12 protein-coding genes are annotated in these 13,960 nt (G+C 70.7%); 6 read left to right on the forward strand and 6 right to left on the reverse strand.

What is annotated here, in order from left to right; genetic code table 11:
• Window positions 1-11: 11 nt before the first annotated feature.
• Both V6S67_RS00350 and V6S67_RS00355 read right to left on the reverse strand, forming a co-directional pair.
• Window positions 12-1,010 carry a hypothetical protein gene (locus V6S67_RS00350; RefSeq protein WP_334208355.1) on the reverse strand — a complete coding sequence of 333 codons (999 nt, stop codon included), beginning with the start codon at window positions 1,008-1,010 and terminating at the stop codon, window positions 12-14.
• A gap of 52 nt (window positions 1,011-1,062) precedes the next feature.
• Window positions 1,063-2,391 carry a uracil-xanthine permease family protein gene (locus V6S67_RS00355; protein WP_334208356.1) on the reverse strand — a complete coding sequence of 443 codons (1,329 nt, stop codon included), beginning with the start codon at window positions 2,389-2,391 and terminating at the stop codon, window positions 1,063-1,065.
• Window positions 2,392-2,491: 100 nt separating this feature from the next.
• On the opposite strand from V6S67_RS00355, the gene V6S67_RS00360 reads away from it, so the two are divergent.
• Both V6S67_RS00360 and V6S67_RS00365 read left to right on the forward strand, forming a co-directional pair.
• On the forward strand, window positions 2,492-3,343 hold the full coding sequence (locus tag V6S67_RS00360) for an SDR family NAD(P)-dependent oxidoreductase (protein ID WP_334208357.1): 852 nt from the start codon (window positions 2,492-2,494) through the stop codon (window positions 3,341-3,343).
• Window positions 3,343-4,710 carry an aldehyde dehydrogenase family protein gene (locus V6S67_RS00365; RefSeq protein WP_334208358.1) on the forward strand — a complete coding sequence of 456 codons (1,368 nt, stop codon included), beginning with the start codon at window positions 3,343-3,345 and terminating at the stop codon, window positions 4,708-4,710. The genes V6S67_RS00360 and V6S67_RS00365 overlap by 1 nt, the downstream gene beginning before the upstream one ends.
• 4 nt (window positions 4,711-4,714) lie before the next feature.
• Here V6S67_RS00365 and pgm read toward each other — a convergent pair whose 3' ends face one another.
• Window positions 4,715-6,346, reverse strand: coding sequence for a phosphoglucomutase (alpha-D-glucose-1,6-bisphosphate-dependent) (gene pgm, locus V6S67_RS00370; RefSeq protein WP_334208359.1), 1,632 nt, complete (start codon window positions 6,344-6,346; stop codon window positions 4,715-4,717).
• A gap of 119 nt (window positions 6,347-6,465) precedes the next feature.
• Here pgm and V6S67_RS00375 point away from each other — a divergent pair, with 119 nt between their 5' ends.
• On the forward strand, window positions 6,466-6,633 hold the full coding sequence (locus V6S67_RS00375; RefSeq protein ID WP_334208360.1) for a hypothetical protein: 168 nt from the start codon (window positions 6,466-6,468) through the stop codon (window positions 6,631-6,633).
• Between the two features lie 157 nt (window positions 6,634-6,790).
• On the opposite strand, the gene V6S67_RS00380 is transcribed toward V6S67_RS00375, so the two are convergent.
• The 3 genes from V6S67_RS00380 to V6S67_RS00390 form a co-directional block, all read right to left on the reverse strand.
• Window positions 6,791-8,314: a long-chain-fatty-acid--CoA ligase gene (locus tag V6S67_RS00380; protein WP_334208361.1), complete on the reverse strand. Its 1,524-nt coding sequence runs from the start codon at window positions 8,312-8,314 to the stop codon at window positions 6,791-6,793.
• Window positions 8,315-8,462: 148 nt separating this feature from the next.
• Window positions 8,463-9,926 carry a peptide MFS transporter gene (locus V6S67_RS00385; RefSeq protein WP_334208362.1) on the reverse strand — a complete coding sequence of 488 codons (1,464 nt, stop codon included), beginning with the start codon at window positions 9,924-9,926 and terminating at the stop codon, window positions 8,463-8,465.
• Window positions 9,927-11,366: an amidase gene (locus V6S67_RS00390; protein WP_334208363.1), complete on the reverse strand. Its 1,440-nt coding sequence runs from the start codon at window positions 11,364-11,366 to the stop codon at window positions 9,927-9,929.
• A 171-nt stretch (window positions 11,367-11,537) separates the two neighbouring features.
• Between V6S67_RS00390 and V6S67_RS00395 the strand changes: the two genes are divergently transcribed.
• The 3 genes from V6S67_RS00395 to V6S67_RS00405 all read left to right on the forward strand — a co-directional run bounded on the left by V6S67_RS00395 (window position 11,538) and on the right by V6S67_RS00405 (window position 13,944).
• Window positions 11,538-11,864, forward strand: a complete 327-nt coding sequence (locus tag V6S67_RS00395; RefSeq protein WP_334208364.1) for a rhodanese-like domain-containing protein — start codon at window positions 11,538-11,540, stop codon at window positions 11,862-11,864.
• Between the two features lie 89 nt (window positions 11,865-11,953).
• Window positions 11,954-12,925: a prephenate dehydratase gene (pheA, locus tag V6S67_RS00400; protein ID WP_334211479.1), complete on the forward strand. Its 972-nt coding sequence runs from the start codon at window positions 11,954-11,956 to the stop codon at window positions 12,923-12,925.
• A gap of 44 nt (window positions 12,926-12,969) precedes the next feature.
• Window positions 12,970-13,944, forward strand: a complete 975-nt coding sequence (locus V6S67_RS00405) for a DNA topoisomerase IB (RefSeq protein WP_334208365.1) — start codon at window positions 12,970-12,972, stop codon at window positions 13,942-13,944.
• Window positions 13,945-13,960 lie beyond the last annotated feature (16 nt).

Consider the following 13,960-nt stretch of genomic DNA (forward strand, 5'->3'; position numbering starts at 1 on the left):
ACCGTCGCCCGCTACGCGGCGAGCACCGGCTCTGTCAGCGTCCTCAGGTAGCGCAGGGCGGCAGGAGCGTACGCGCGCATCGACGCGTCGTCCGCGTACACCAGCAGGCGCAGCCAGGAACCGTACCGATGCACCCTGGCCAGTTTCAGGGCGGGCTCGACGGCGGCACGCAGCTCCGGCAGGGAGGCGTGGTCCGTCCACCGCTCGAGGTAGGCGGTGACGACGGCCTGGATCCGGGGATCGCCCGCCGCCGTGCCCCACTGCTCGCGCATGTGCTCGATGGGTACCAGGAGGGCGCTGAACGGGTGCGCCCAGTACGCGTCCGCGAAATCGAAGAACCGCAGCGGCTCGTTGCTCGCCCCGGGGAGGAAGCAGTTCCGGGCATGCAGGTCGTTGTGGTCCAGGGAGAGGGGCACCCCGACGCCGCGGAGCACCTCGACCGCGCGGTGGATGGCGGGGAGTCCGTGCACGACGCCGTCCGCCTCCTCCGCGGACAGGAACAGCGGGTGCCCGGCCGGCAGGCCCGTGTGGAGCAGGAGCTGGTTCTCGACGAAGTTGGCGGCCACCTCCGGGTTCATGAGTACCAGCCCGGCCTCGGACAGCCGTTCCCCGTGGGGGGCGACGAGTTGCTGGAGATCGGCGAAGTCGCTCGTGATGCGTGCCCAGACGGCGGGATCGTCCGATCCCAGGCTGTCCAGCGTGGCTCCGTGGTCAGCGGTGAGCATCCATCCCCGGGACGGCTCGATCGCCAGGGGTGCCGCCACGTGGTCCGGCACCAGCTCGCCGAGGAGGGACATGACGGAGGCCTCCGGCAACTGGCCCAGGTTGTTCTCCTTGAACCACAGCGTCCCGTGATCCGTGGGGACGGTGAGCTGGGTGGACCAGAAGCGGATGCGCGGCTGCTCGGCCGGACCGAGCCGCCGCACCCCGAAGGCCTCGAGCGCGGCATCGATCCACTGCTCTGCTTCGTTCCGCCACTCGGGGGAGGTCCAGACCTGGAGGGAGTTCATCGGCCGCAGGGCCCGGTGAGGATGTGGCGCATGTGATCATTGTTACATCCGGTCAGCCGAGCTTCGAGGGCCTGCTCCCGTGGTCGCTGGATTCCAGTTCCTCCGGACCGGCCACGTGTTCACTGCCTCGCGCCCGGGCGATCCCCGTCATGCCGTGGAAGATGAGGAGCGCTGCAGCGGTGCCGAGGGCGATCCCCGCGAAGGTCAGGTCCCCGATGACCCAGGTGAAATCGGCGATCCCGATGACCAGCGCCACGCCTGCCGTCGACAGGTTGATGGGGTTGGAGAAGTTCACCTGGTTCTGCACCCAGATGCGGACCCCGAGGATGCCGATCATGCCGTACAGCACCACGCCCGCGCCGCCGAGCACCCCGGCGGGGACGGTGGCGATGAGCGCCCCGAACTTCGGGAAGAGGCTCAGCAGGATGGCGACGATCCCGGCCACCCAGTAGGCGGCCGTCGAGTAGACGCGGGAGGCCGCCATGACGCCGATGTTCTCGGCGTACGTGGTGGTGCCGGACCCGCCTCCGGCGCCGGCGATCATGGTGGCGATCCCGTCCGCCATGAGTGCGCGCCCGGTCAGGGGATCGAGGTCCCGATCGGTCATCGCCGCCACGGACTTCACGTGGCCGATGTTCTCCGCCACGAGCACGAGGACCACGGGGACGAAGAGGCCGACGACGGACAGGTGGAACTCGGGGGTGGAGAAGTCCGGGAGGCCGATCCATGCGGCGTCGCCGATCGCGGCGAAGTCCACCTCCCCGCGGATCATCGCCACGACGTAGCCGGCGAGGACGCCGACGAGGATCGAGAGGCGCCCGAGGATGCCCTTGAACAGCACGGTGACGAGCAGGATCGCGATCACGGTGACGAGCGCGGTGAGCGGTGCCTGCTCGAAGCTCGCCTTCGCGGTCGGGGCCAGGTTCAGGCCGATCAGGGCCACGATGGAGCCGGTGACAATCGGCGGCATGGCGACCTGGATCCACCGGGCGCCCGCGGTGTGGACGATCAGCCCGATGATCGCGAGGGCCGCCCCGGCCATGATGATGCCGCCGAGCGCACCCGCCGGTCCGTACTGGCCCTGCGCAGCGGCGATGGGCGCGATGAAGGCGAAGCTCGAACCGAGGTAGCTCGGCACCTTCCCCGCCGTGATGACGAGGAACAGGATGGTCCCGATCCCCGAGAACAGCAGGGTGGTCGACGGCGGGAAGCCGGTGATGAGCGGGACGAGGAAGGTCGCCCCGAACATCGCGACGACGTGCTGGGCGCCGATGCCGATGGTCCTCGGCCAGCTCAGGCGTTCCTCCGGGGCGACGAAGCGGCCCGGGAGGACGTTCCGGCCGTCCCCGTGGAGGGTCCAGCTCATACCGCGTGCGCTCATGGACATGCCTTCCGAAGGGTGGCGAGGGGCTTCCCGGAATCCTATCGGCCGCGCGTGACGGGCATGTTACGTTGCTGGTTCTCGAGGAGAAGGGCAGGAGATGGTATTCACGGTCCGAGGGCGCACCGTACTGGTCACGGGCGCAGGGAGGGGCATGGGCCGGCTGTACGCGGAGCGCGCCGTCCGGGAGGGCGCCGTCGCCGTCGTCCTGTGGGACGTGGACGGGCAGGCCCTCGAGGAGGTGGTGGCGGGCCTCGCCTCGGAGGCGAGCACGCTCCACAGCTACGTGGTGGACGTCGCGTCGGTGGAGTCCATCCGGTCCGCTGCGAGCGCTGTCCTCGGCGAGGTCGGCGTGCCGGACGTGCTGGTGAACAACGCGGGGATCGTGCGCGGCAAGTACTTCTGGGAGCACGACCACGACGCCGACATCGACCTCACCCTGCGCATCAACACGGGCGGTCCGATGCACGTCACGCGCGCCTTCCTCCCGGCCATGATGGAGCGCGGCACGCCCGCGAGGATCCTCAACGTCGCCTCGGCGTCGGGGACGGTCTCCGTGCCGAGGATGAGCGTGTACGCGGCGTCCAAGTGGGCCGTGATCGGATGGAGCGATTCGCTGCGGCTCGAACTCGTGGCGGCCGGTCACCCGATCGCCGTGACCACCCTCATCCCGAGCTACATCAGGACCGGCATGTTCGAGGGGGCCCGCGGGCCCCTGCTGACGCCGCTCATGGAGCCGGAGTACGTGGTGGACAGGGCATGGCGCGGCCTGCTCGCCGGTCGGGCGCGCATCCAGCTGCCCTGGACCGTGCAGCTCGCCGGGACGCTGCGGAACCTGTTGCCCCAACCCGCATGGGACGTCGTCGCCGGCCGGATCTTCAAGGTCTACAGCTCCATGGAGCACTTCACGGGTCGTTCGGACGACTCCCCGGTGGACGGGCGGAAGGCCTGATGGGCGCAGCGCGGCTCCTGGCCGCCCAGCGCCGCTACTTCGGATCCGGGGCCACGCGACCCGCCGCCTGGCGCCGCGGGCAACTGGACGCGCTCCTCCGGCTGCTCCGCGACCGGGAGGAGGACCTGACCCGCGCCCTCGCCCAGGATCTCGGCAAGAGCAGCACGGAGGCGTTCCTCTCGGAGATCGCCGTCGTCCGGGCCGAAGCCGGGCACGCCCTGAAGCATCTCGACCGGTGGATGGCGCCGGAGAGGATCCCGGTGCCCGGCGGCCTCCGCCCGGCCAGGGCCTGGACGCAGGCGCGCCCTCTCGGCTCCGTCCTCATCATCGGTCCCTGGAACTACCCGATGCAGCTCGTCCTGGCCCCGCTCGTGGGGGCACTCGCGGCAGGCAACACGGCCGTCCTGAAGCCCAGCGAACTCGCCGCCTCGACGTCCCGCGTGCTCGCCCGCCTCGTCCCGCAGTTCCTCGACCCCGAGGCGGTGGCCGTCGTCGAAGGCGGCCCCGAGACGACCACGGACCTGCTGGCGCAGCCGTTCAACCACGTCTTCTACACCGGCGGGGAACGCGTGGGGAAGATCGTGATGAGGGCGGCCGCCGAGCACCTCACGCCCGTGACGCTGGAACTGGGCGGGAAGTCGCCCGCCGTCGTCGTGGGCGGTGACCTGCGGGTCGCCGCGCGGCGGATCGCCTACGGCAAGTTCATGAACGCGGCCCAGACCTGCGTGGCCCCCGACTACGTCCTCACGACGCCGGACGCCGCTCCCGTCCTGGCCGAGGCGCTCGCGGACGCCGTCCGGGAGTTCTACGGCAGTGACCCCAGGGCCTCCGCCGACTACGGGCGCATCATCAACGAGCACCACTTCGACCGCCTCGTGGGGCTCCTGTCCGACGGCACCGTCGTGTCCGGAGGGCGGCACGAGCGGGCCGGGCGCTACCTCGAACCGACCGTCCTGCGCGATGTGGATCCGGCCTCCGCGCTCATGCAGGAGGAGATCTTCGGCCCGCTGCTGCCCATCCTCGAGGTGCAGGACCTGGACGAGGCGATCGGCTTCATCGGCGCACGGCCGCATCCCCTCGCCGCCTACCTGTTCAGCGACCGCGACGAGGACCTGCGCGCCTTCACGGACGGTGTCCAGGCGGGCGGGCTGGCGCACAACGTCTGCACGGTCCAGCTCGCGGTCCCCGGGCTGCCGTTCGGCGGCGTGGGCGCGAGCGGCACCGGCAGCTACCACGGCCGCCAGTCCTTCACGACGTTCAGCCACCTGCAGTCCGTGTTCTCCAAGCCCTCCGGACTCGACACGCTGCGTCTCGCGTACCCGCCCTTCGGGCCCTTCAAGAGGAGGCTGCTGCGCAGGCTCCTCTGAAGGGTCAGCTGATGACGCCGTCCACGAGGGCCTTCGCCTCTGCCTGCACCTGCTTCAGGTGCTCCTCGCCGCGGAACGATTCCGCGTAGATCTTGTACACGTCCTCCGTGCCCGAGGGACGCGCGGCGAACCAGGCGTTCTCGGTGGTGACCTTGAGGCCTCCCACGGGCGCGCCGTTGCCGGGGGCCTCCGTCAGCCGCGCGGTGATCTCCTCGCCCGCGAGGGTCGTCGCGGTGACGTCCGACGGCGAGAGCCTGCCCAGCGCCGCCTTCTGCTCCCGTGTGGCCGCGGCGTCGATCCGGGCGTAGACCGGGGCGCCGAAGCGCTCCGTCAGGCCGGCGTAGTGCTGCGACGGGGTCTTCCCGGTCACGGCGGTGATCTCCGAGGCCAGGAGGGCCAGCAGGATGCCGTCCTTGTCCGTGCTCCAGGGGGTGCCGTCGTGGCGCAGGAAGGAGGCGCCGGCGGACTCCTCGCCGCCGAAGGCGAGGTCGCCGGTCAGCAGGCCGGGGACGAACCACTTGAAGCCCACGGGGACCTCCTGCAGTACGCGACCGAGGTCGAGGGCGACGCGGTCGATGATCGACGACGACACGAGGGTCTTGCCGATCACGGCGTCGGCGCGCCAGTTCGGGCGGTGCGCGTAGAGGTACTGGATCGCGACGGCGAGATAGTGGTTCGGGTTCATCAGGCCGGCGTCGGGGGTGACGATGCCGTGGCGGTCCGCGTCGGCGTCATTGCCCGTCGCGATGTCGAACTCCGTGGCCCGCCCGATCAGCGACGCCATGGCCGACGGCGAGGAGCAGTCCATGCGGATCTTCTCGTCCCAGTCGAGCGTCATGAAGGCCCACTGCGGGTCGACCGTTGGGTTGACCACGGTGAGGTTCAGGTTGTGGCGCTCCCCGATGGCACCCCAGTAGTCCACCGAGGCGCCGCCCATCGGATCCGCGCCGATGTGCACGTTCGCGGAGCGGATGGCGTCGAGGTCCAGCACGGACGGGAGGTCGTCGACGTAGTTCTGGAGGAAGTCGTAGGAGCCGATCCCCTCTGCCGTGCGGGCCTGAGCGATCGGCATGCGCCGGACGTCGCGGAGTCCGCCCTCGAGCAGTTCGTTGGCGCGGTTCGCGATCCAGTTCGTGGCGTCCGAGTCGGCGGGGCCGCCGTGCGGCGGGTTGTACTTGAAGCCGCCGTCGCCCGGGGGGTTGTGCGAGGGTGTGATCACGATGCCGTCGGCCTGCTCGACCTTGACGGCGTTGTACGTGAGGATCGCGTGCGACACGGCGGGGGTGGGCGTATACGCGCCCCGGGCGTCGACGAGGACCGTCACCCTGTTGGCCGCCAGCACCTCGAGGGCCGTGTTCTGCGCCGGCTCGGAGAGGGCGTGCGTGTCCTTGCCCATGAACAGCGGGCCGGTGATGCCCTGCCCGGCGCGGTACTCGACGATGGCCTGCGTGATCGCCGCGATGTGCCCTTCGTTGAAGGAGGACTTGAGCGACGAACCGCGGTGCCCGGAGGTCCCGAAGGCCACGCGCTGCGCGGGGTCCCCCAGGTCGGGTTCGACGTCGAAGTACGCGTCGAGCAGTTTGGTCACGTCGACGAGGTCGCTGGGGAGGGCCACTGTGCCCGCTCGGTTAGCCATGGCCCCAGCATGCCAAAGAACGCCGGCGATTACACCAGTCGGTTGCCCGCCCTCCGATCATCAGTAAGCTGAGTATCAGCACCCAGCCAGGGGCAGACGGATCACGGGAAGGCACCACCATGAGCGAGAAGCCCAGCGACACCCCCACCGGCGACCCCGAGGAGCAGGGTTCGCAGGACGCCGGCAAGCTCGAGGAACAGGACGCCGGCGGCTACGGCGGACCCGGTACGGAGGACGAGATCGCTCCCGACTTCGAGGTGGACAACGACGGCGGCTCGGGGGCCTGACAGGACCTGGCAGGCCCCCCACCACGGTGGCGCCTGCCGGTTCACGGCCGGGGTGCGGGCATGAGCACGCCCGCACCCCGGCCCTCCCGGGAATGTCCTCGCCCCGGATGCGCAGGTCCGGGCGCCTCCGGTGCAGGCCGGATCAGCCCGGCGGAGGCTAGACCTTGATCTCGCGCTTGAGGATCTTGCCGGTGGGGCCCTTGGGCAGGGCGTCGACGAGCACCACGCGGCGCGGGTACTTGTAGGCGGCCACGCGGTTCCTGGCGAAGTCGACGATCTCGGCGCCGAGGGCCTCGCGGGCGGCGTCGTCGGCCGGTGCATGCTCGGCCTTGAGGCCGATGACCGCCACGATCTCCTCGCCGTGCAGGTCGTCCGGCACGCCGATCACGGCCGCCTCCGCGACCGCGGGGTGCTCGTACAGCACCTCTTCGACCTCGCGTGGGTAGACGTTGTAGCCGCCGCGGAGGATCACGTCCTTCTTGCGGTCCACGATGAAGATCAGGCCGTCCTCGTCGATCCTCGCGAGGTCTCCCGTGCGGAACCAGCCGTCCGGGATCGCGGCGCTCGTCGCGTCCTCGTTCTGCCAGTAGCCCTTCATGACGCAGTGCCCGCGGACGGCGAGCTCGCCCACCTCTCCCTGCGGCACCTCGGCGCCCTCCGGGTCCAGCATCCGCACCTCCACGCCGTCCACCGGGGTGCCGATCGAGCCGGGCTTGCGCAGGTGCCCCACCCGGTTGAAACTCACGATCGGGGAGGTCTCCGACAGCCCGTAGCCCTCCAGGAGGTCCGCGCCGAAGACCCGCTCGAACTCGTGCAGCACCTCCACCGGCAGGGCCGAACCGCCGGAGACGGCCACGCGCACGGAGGACAGATCCGTATCCGTGACGGATCCGTGGCGGAGCATCGCGATGTACATGGTGGGCACGCCCTCGAAGATCGTGACCCGGTCGCGGGCGATGATCTCCAGTGCCTTGCCGGGCTCGAAGCGCGGCAGCAGGGTCACGGTGGCACCGGTGAGGACGGCCGCGTTGAGCGCGCAGGTCTGCCCGAAGATGTGGAAGAACGGCAGGCCGCCGAAGAGCACCTCACCCTCCGCGGTGCCCATCAGGTCCCGGGAGATCTCCGTGTTGCGGGACAGGTTCGCATGGGAGAGCGTCGCGCCCTTGGGCCGGCCGGTGGTGCCGGAGGTGTACAGGACGACGGCGGTGTCCTCGCCGTCGAGCTCCACGACCCCGGGCGTCGGTTCGGCCGAGGAGACGCGCTGCATGAACGCGGTGCTGTCCACAGAGATGACCACCACGTCGCTGCCGGTCGTGGCGCCGGACTCCTCGGCCCCGGCCTGCGCCTCGGCGAGGACACCCTCCCAGGCGAAGACGAGCCGGGCACCGGAGTCGGTGAGGTGGTAGGCGACCTCGCGTCCCTTGAGCAGCGGGTTCAGGGGCACCACGACGGCGCCGGCCCGCAGGACGCCGTAGTAGACGAAGGCCATCTGGGGGATGTTCGGCATGATCAGGGCCACCCGGTCGCCCCGCTGCACGCCGTGCTCGGCGAGGAGCGTCGCGACCTTCCGGCTGAGCACCTCCAGGGCACCGAAGGTGACCTCGAAGTCGTCGAGCTTGATGGCGACCGCCGAGGGACTCCTCGTCGCGGTGGCCACGAGATTGTTGGCGAGGTTCGGCACGCGATCTCCTTCGATCTACGGTACGGCTGCAGCAGAGCCCGGTACGGATGTTACCGGTGGGTAGAAGTCTGTTGGATCAGGGGCGCACACGCAACAGGACCCGCCCGGTGGTACCGGGCGGGTCCTGCGGCCTGGCAGGCGACCGGCGCTACCGGACGCCGCTCATGCCCTTCCGGATGGCCGGGGCCCCCACGAGGAGCGCGCCGCCGAGGACGATCGCGGTGATGCCACTGAACGCGAAGTACGGCACCTCGTTCTGCTCGGAGTAGAAGCCCGCAAGGAGCCCCGACACCGTGGTACCGAGTGAGATGGACAGGAAGAACAGGGCCAGCATCTGGGTGCGGAAGGCCTCCGGTGCCAGCTTGGTGGTCACGGACAGGCCGATCGGCGAGATGAACAGCTCGGCCCAGGTGAACAGCAGCAGGATCGCGGCCAGGCCGATCAGCGGCGTGCTGTTGGGTCCGCCGCCGGCGAAGGGGATGAACGCGAGGAACGCCAGACCCATGACGATCAGCCCGAAGGAGAACTTCACGGGCGATGACGGCTGGCGGCTGCCGAGGCGTGTCCAGAGGGCCGCGAAGACCCCGGCGAAAAGGATGATGAAGATGGGGTTGATGGACTGCACCATGCCCGGCGGCATCTCCCAGCCGAGGATGTCCCGGTCCAGCCGGCTCTCGGAGTACAGCGCCACGACGGTGAACTGCTGCTGGAACAGGGACCAGAACGCGGCGCTGGCGACGAACAGGGGCATGAAGGAGAAGACGCGGCGCCGTTCGACGGCCGTGACCTTGCTGCTCGTGAGGATCACCGCGAAGTAGGCGATGGTCGCGGCGATCGCGGTGTAGGCCATGACGTCGGCCAGGTTCCCGGCGTTGAGCAGGCCGGTGGCCAGGGCCACCCCGATCACGACGACGGCGACGACGGCGACGACGATCCAGCGCGGGTAGGCGGCGCGGGGGAGGGGGTTCTCGATGTCGTGCGCGGCGGGGGGCAGGTTCTTGCGGGTGGCCGCGTACTGGATGAGCCCGGCAGCCATGCCGATCGCGGCCAGGCCGAAGCCCACGTGGAAGCCGTACGTGTCCCACGCGAGGTTGGTGAGCAGCGGACCCACGAGGGCGCCGATGTTGATCCCCATGTAGAAGATGGAGAAACCGGCGTCGCGGCGGTCGTCACCGGGAGCGTACAGGGTGCCGACGAGCGAGGACGCGTTGGCCTTCAGCCCGCCGGAGCCGACGCCCACGAGGACGAGGCCGATCGCGAGGCCCACCACTCCGGGGAGCAGGGCCAGCGCGATGTGCCCGCACATGATGATGATCGCCGAGTAGAACAGCACGCGCTCCGACCCGAGGACGCGGTCCGCGAGCCAGGCGCCGAGGATGGTCGAGAGGTACACGCCGCCGCCGTAGGCGCCGACGAGCCCTGCTGCCGTGATCTGGTCGAACGCGAGGCCGCCCTCGGCCAGGGAGTAGGTCATGTAGTACAGCAGCAGCGCCTGCATACCGTAGAACGAGAACCGCTCCCACAGTTCCACGCTGAAGAGGTTCGCCAGCATCCGCGGGTGACCGAAGAACGTTTTCCCGCCCGTGGCGGTGGTCTGCTTGGTTGTACTCACTCACTCCATGGTGCCACCGGGCACAGGGGGTGTAAATCCGACAGCACCCTGACGGACTGCCTCGATCTGTGCCGTCACGGCGAGGAGCTGGGCCTCCTCCCCGGGGCGTCCGATGAGCTGCACGCTCATCGAGAGGCCGTCGGGCAGGCGCAGCGTGGGGACGGTCACGGCCGGCAGCCCGCACACGTTGACCATCGACGTGTAGGGCGAGTACTGGCACTGCCGGCGGTAGTCGGTGTCGCCGTCGGCGTCGGTGGACCAGCCGATGGGGCGGGGCGTCATGGCCACCGCCGGGGTGAGGACCATGTCGTAGCGGGAATACTGCTCGATGCTGTCCTGCTCGAACCGGCGCAGCACCTCGACGGCGCCGACCAGGTCGGTCGCGGACCGGCCCAGGGCACGACGGCGCAGCACGCGTGTGATGTCCGTCAGCCGGTCCTCGCGGTCGTCCGGGATGGGCGCCGCGGCCAGTCCGGCGGTCCAGACGAGCTGGAAGGCGTCGTGGTAGCGGTGGTCGTAGGTCAGGTCCGCCTCGACGACGTCGTGCCCGGCCCGCTGCAGCAGCTGGATCCCGGCATGGAACGCGTCCGTCGCGGCGGCGTCCAGGGTGATGTCCATCGCGGCGGAGAAGGGCGAGGCGGTGCTCACGCCGATCCGGAAGCGGCCCTCGGCACGCAGCGCGGCCTCCATGAAGGACCCCGGGTAGCGGGACGCGGCGCTCGTGGGCCGGTAGTTCGGCTCCCGCACCAGGGCGTCGAGGAGCAGTCCCGCGTCCACGGCGGAGCGGGCCAGGGGCCCGGCGACGACGAACTGCCCGAGATCGGCCTGCCCCGAGCCCGAGGGCACGCGGCCGCGGTTCGGTTTGAGGCCCACCAGCCCGGTCGCGGCCGCGGGGATGCGGATGGACCCGCCGCCGTCGGTGCCGGGCGCGAAGGGGATCATGCCCGAGGCAACCGCCGCCGCGCTGCCGCCGGAGGACCCGGCCGGGCTGAGGCGGGGGTCCAGCGGGTTGCGGGCCGGTGGTGCCACGAGGTTCTCGCTGTAGCAGCTCAGCCCGAACTCGGGGACCTGCGTCTTGCCGAGGCTGATGGCTCCGGCGCGTCGGAGCACCGCTGCCAGGGGTGCGTCCTTCTCGGCGACGGCGTGCTCGAGCGCTGCGGTGCCGAGCGTCGTCCGCACGCCGGCCACATCGGTGAGGTCCTTGTGAGCCAGGGGTACGCCGTGCAGCGGCCCGAGCGCAGCGCCGGAGCTGCGCAGGCCGTCCGCGTGGTCGGCGGCCCGGAGGGCGTCGTCGTGGGTGACGGTGACGAAGGCTCCGAGGTCCGGGTCGAGGGCGTCGATCCGACGGAGGAAGTGCTCCGTGGCCTCGCGGGCGCTGACCGCCCCCCGTGCGAGGGCGTCCCGGAGGGTGAGGGCGGAGAGGTCGTGCAGTTCGCTCATGGGGCTCCAGTCGGCGGCGGGCCGTCGCGGGCCATCCCGCCCGAAGGCCCTGGCGGGACGAGGGGGACGGGAAAACGACGAGGCAACAAGGACAACTATAGGAGCGTGGGTCGCCCGGCCGGACGGGCGTGGTGATGGCGGTGCCGCGTCCTGCCGTGAAAGGGTAGGTGCATGAGCGAACCCCAGAACGTACCGGTGACCGCCGTACCCGGCGACGCCAGGATCCTCGATGTGCGCGAGGACTACGAGTGGGAGGCGGGCCACGTGGACGGCGCCCTGCACATCCCGCTCGAGCAGCTGCCCGCCCGGCTCGAGGAACTGGACCCCGACGAGGACCTGCACGTCATCTGCCGCAGCGGCGGGCGCTCCCGGCGCGCGGCGGACTGGCTCGAGGGCAACGGGTACACCGCCATCAACGTCAGCGGCGGGATGGGCGCGTGGCTCGAGGCCGGCAAGCCCATGGTGTCCGAGACGGGGAGCGAGCCCACGGTCCTGTGACCGGCCCGTCCAGTACCGACGCCACCTCCCACGCCTCGGACGTCGTCTCCGCCGACGTCTCTTCCGACGTCTCCGCCTCCTACGCGTACCTGGGCCCGGAGGGCACCTTCACGGAAGCCGCCCTGCTGCAGGTGCCGGGCGCCGGATCCGCCCGCCGTGTCCCGGCGTCGACCGTGGGCGCGGCCCTCGACGCCGTGCGGAAGGGATCGGTCGACGCCGCGATGGTGCCGATCGAGAACTCGGTGGAGGGCGGTGTGAGCGCCACGCTCGACGCCATCGCCGTGGGCGATCCGCTGCGGATCCTCCGCGAGGAACTCGTCCCCATCACGTTCGTGCTCGCGGCCCGGCCCGGGGCCGCCCTGGGTGCGGTCCGCCGCATCGCCACCCACGGCCACGCCTGGGCGCAGTGCCGCACCTGGGTGGACATTAACATACCGGATGCGGAATACTTCCCGGCGTCCTCGACCGCCGCCGCCGCGTACGGCCTCGTCGGGGGTCCCGGTGGTGCGGCCGAGGGCGATGCGCCGGCCGCCGGCGGATACGATGCGGCGATCTGCTCCCCGCTCGTGGCCGAACGCCTCGGCCTCGCGGTCCTCGCGGCGGACATCGGGGACGTCTCGGACGCCGTCACACGGTTCATCCTCGTCGGTCGGCCGGATGCGCTTCCGCCGCGCACCGGCTCGGACAAGACCACCCTCGTGATCCCCCTGCCCGAGGACCGCCCGGGCGCCCTGATGCAGATCCTGGACCAGTTCGCCGCGCGGGGCGTGAACCTCAGCCGGATCGAGTCGCGGCCCACGGGCCAGTTCCTCGGCGACTACTTCTTCAGCGTGGACGCCGACGGCCACGTGGAGGACGCCCGCATCGCCGACGCCCTCAAGGGGCTGCACCGCATCAGCCCCGGGATCCGGTTCCTCGGGTCGTACCCGCGCGCGGACCGCCGATCGCCCGCCGTCGAACGCCATACCTCCGACGGCGCCTTCGGTGCCGCGGACGCCTGGCTCGCCACCATCCTCCGCCCCGCGGCGGACGCGGCACCGCCGGGAGCCGAAGCACAGTAGGCTTACTATCGAAGGTCCTCCTCCGATCGAAGGCTGGTTCCACGATGGCTCGACTGCGCCGCAGCAACACGCGTCGGCCCGGCATCACCCGACGCCGCCACGGCAAGGGCTTCAGCTACCGTGCACCGAACGGTGACCTGCTGCAGGACCGCGACGAGCTCGCGCGCATCAGGGACCTCGTGATCCCGCCGGCCTGGAAGGACGTGTGGATCGCCCCGTACCCCAACGGGCACGTCCAGGCCATCGGCACGGACGACGCCGGACGGCGCCAGTACATGTACCACCCGGCCTGGCGTGAGCAGAAGGACCGCGAGAAGTTCGACCGTGCACTGGATTTCGGCGCCAAGCTCCCGAGTGCACGCCGCGTCATCACGCAGCACCTGCGCAGCGACGGACTCTCCCGGGAGCGGGCGTTCGCCGCGGCCCTGCGGATCGTCGACTCCGGCGCCCTCAGGATCGGGTCCGCGCAGTACGCGGAGGCCAACGGGTCCTTCGGCGTGACCACCCTCCTCGTGGAGCACTGCAGTATCGATGGGCACACGATCGCCTTCGACTTCCCCGGCAAGAGCGGGCAGCACTGGGACACCGTCCTCGAGGACGAGGACCTCGCCGACGCGCTGCGCCCCATGATGGAGCGTGAGGACGCCGACACCGTGCTCGCGTACCAGAGCGACGACGGCAAGTGGCACCATGTGGACGGGTCGCAGCTCAACGAGTTCCTCCGCCAGGTCACCGGCGGCCCGTTCACGGCCAAGGACTTCAGGACGTGGCAGGCGACCGTCGTGGCTGCGATGGCCCTCGCCAAGGAGGACATGAAGGCCACGAGCCGCACGGCGCGCCAGAAGGCCGTCACCGCCACCATGAAGGCCGTCGCCGACCACCTCGGCAACACCCCCACCGTGGCCCGCAGCTCGTACGTGGACCCCCGGCTCGTGGACCGTTTCATGAGCGGCGAGGTCATCCCGATCACCACCTATTCGGCCTCGGAGAAGGCCGTGCAGGAACTCCTGCGCGACTGAACCCCGCGCATTTCCA

The sequence above is a fragment of the Arthrobacter sp. Soc17.1.1.1 genome (genome assembly GCF_036867195.1).
Classification (GTDB): Bacteria; Actinomycetota; Actinomycetes; order Actinomycetales; family Micrococcaceae; genus Arthrobacter_D.

Excerpts from the sequence above, each read along its gene's own strand:
- V6S67_RS00390 (WP_334208363.1), bottom strand. The coding sequence starts at position 11,366 with ATGAGCGAACTGCACGACCTCTCCGCCCTCACCCTCCGGGACGCCCTC.
- V6S67_RS00405 (WP_334208365.1), top strand. The coding sequence starts at position 12,970 with ATGGCTCGACTGCGCCGCAGCAACACGCGTCGGCCCGGCATCACCCGA.
- V6S67_RS00350 (WP_334208355.1), bottom strand. The coding sequence starts at position 1,010 with ATGAACTCCCTCCAGGTCTGGACCTCCCCCGAGTGGCGGAACGAAGCA.
- pgm (WP_334208359.1), bottom strand. The coding sequence starts at position 6,346 with ATGGCTAACCGAGCGGGCACAGTGGCCCTCCCCAGCGACCTCGTCGAC.
- V6S67_RS00375 (WP_334208360.1), top strand. The coding sequence starts at position 6,466 with ATGAGCGAGAAGCCCAGCGACACCCCCACCGGCGACCCCGAGGAGCAG.
- V6S67_RS00360 (WP_334208357.1), top strand. The coding sequence starts at position 2,492 with ATGGTATTCACGGTCCGAGGGCGCACCGTACTGGTCACGGGCGCAGGG.
- V6S67_RS00365 (WP_334208358.1), top strand. The coding sequence starts at position 3,343 with ATGGGCGCAGCGCGGCTCCTGGCCGCCCAGCGCCGCTACTTCGGATCC.
- V6S67_RS00355 (WP_334208356.1), bottom strand. The coding sequence starts at position 2,391 with ATGAGCGCACGCGGTATGAGCTGGACCCTCCACGGGGACGGCCGGAAC.
- V6S67_RS00395 (WP_334208364.1), top strand. The coding sequence starts at position 11,538 with ATGAGCGAACCCCAGAACGTACCGGTGACCGCCGTACCCGGCGACGCC.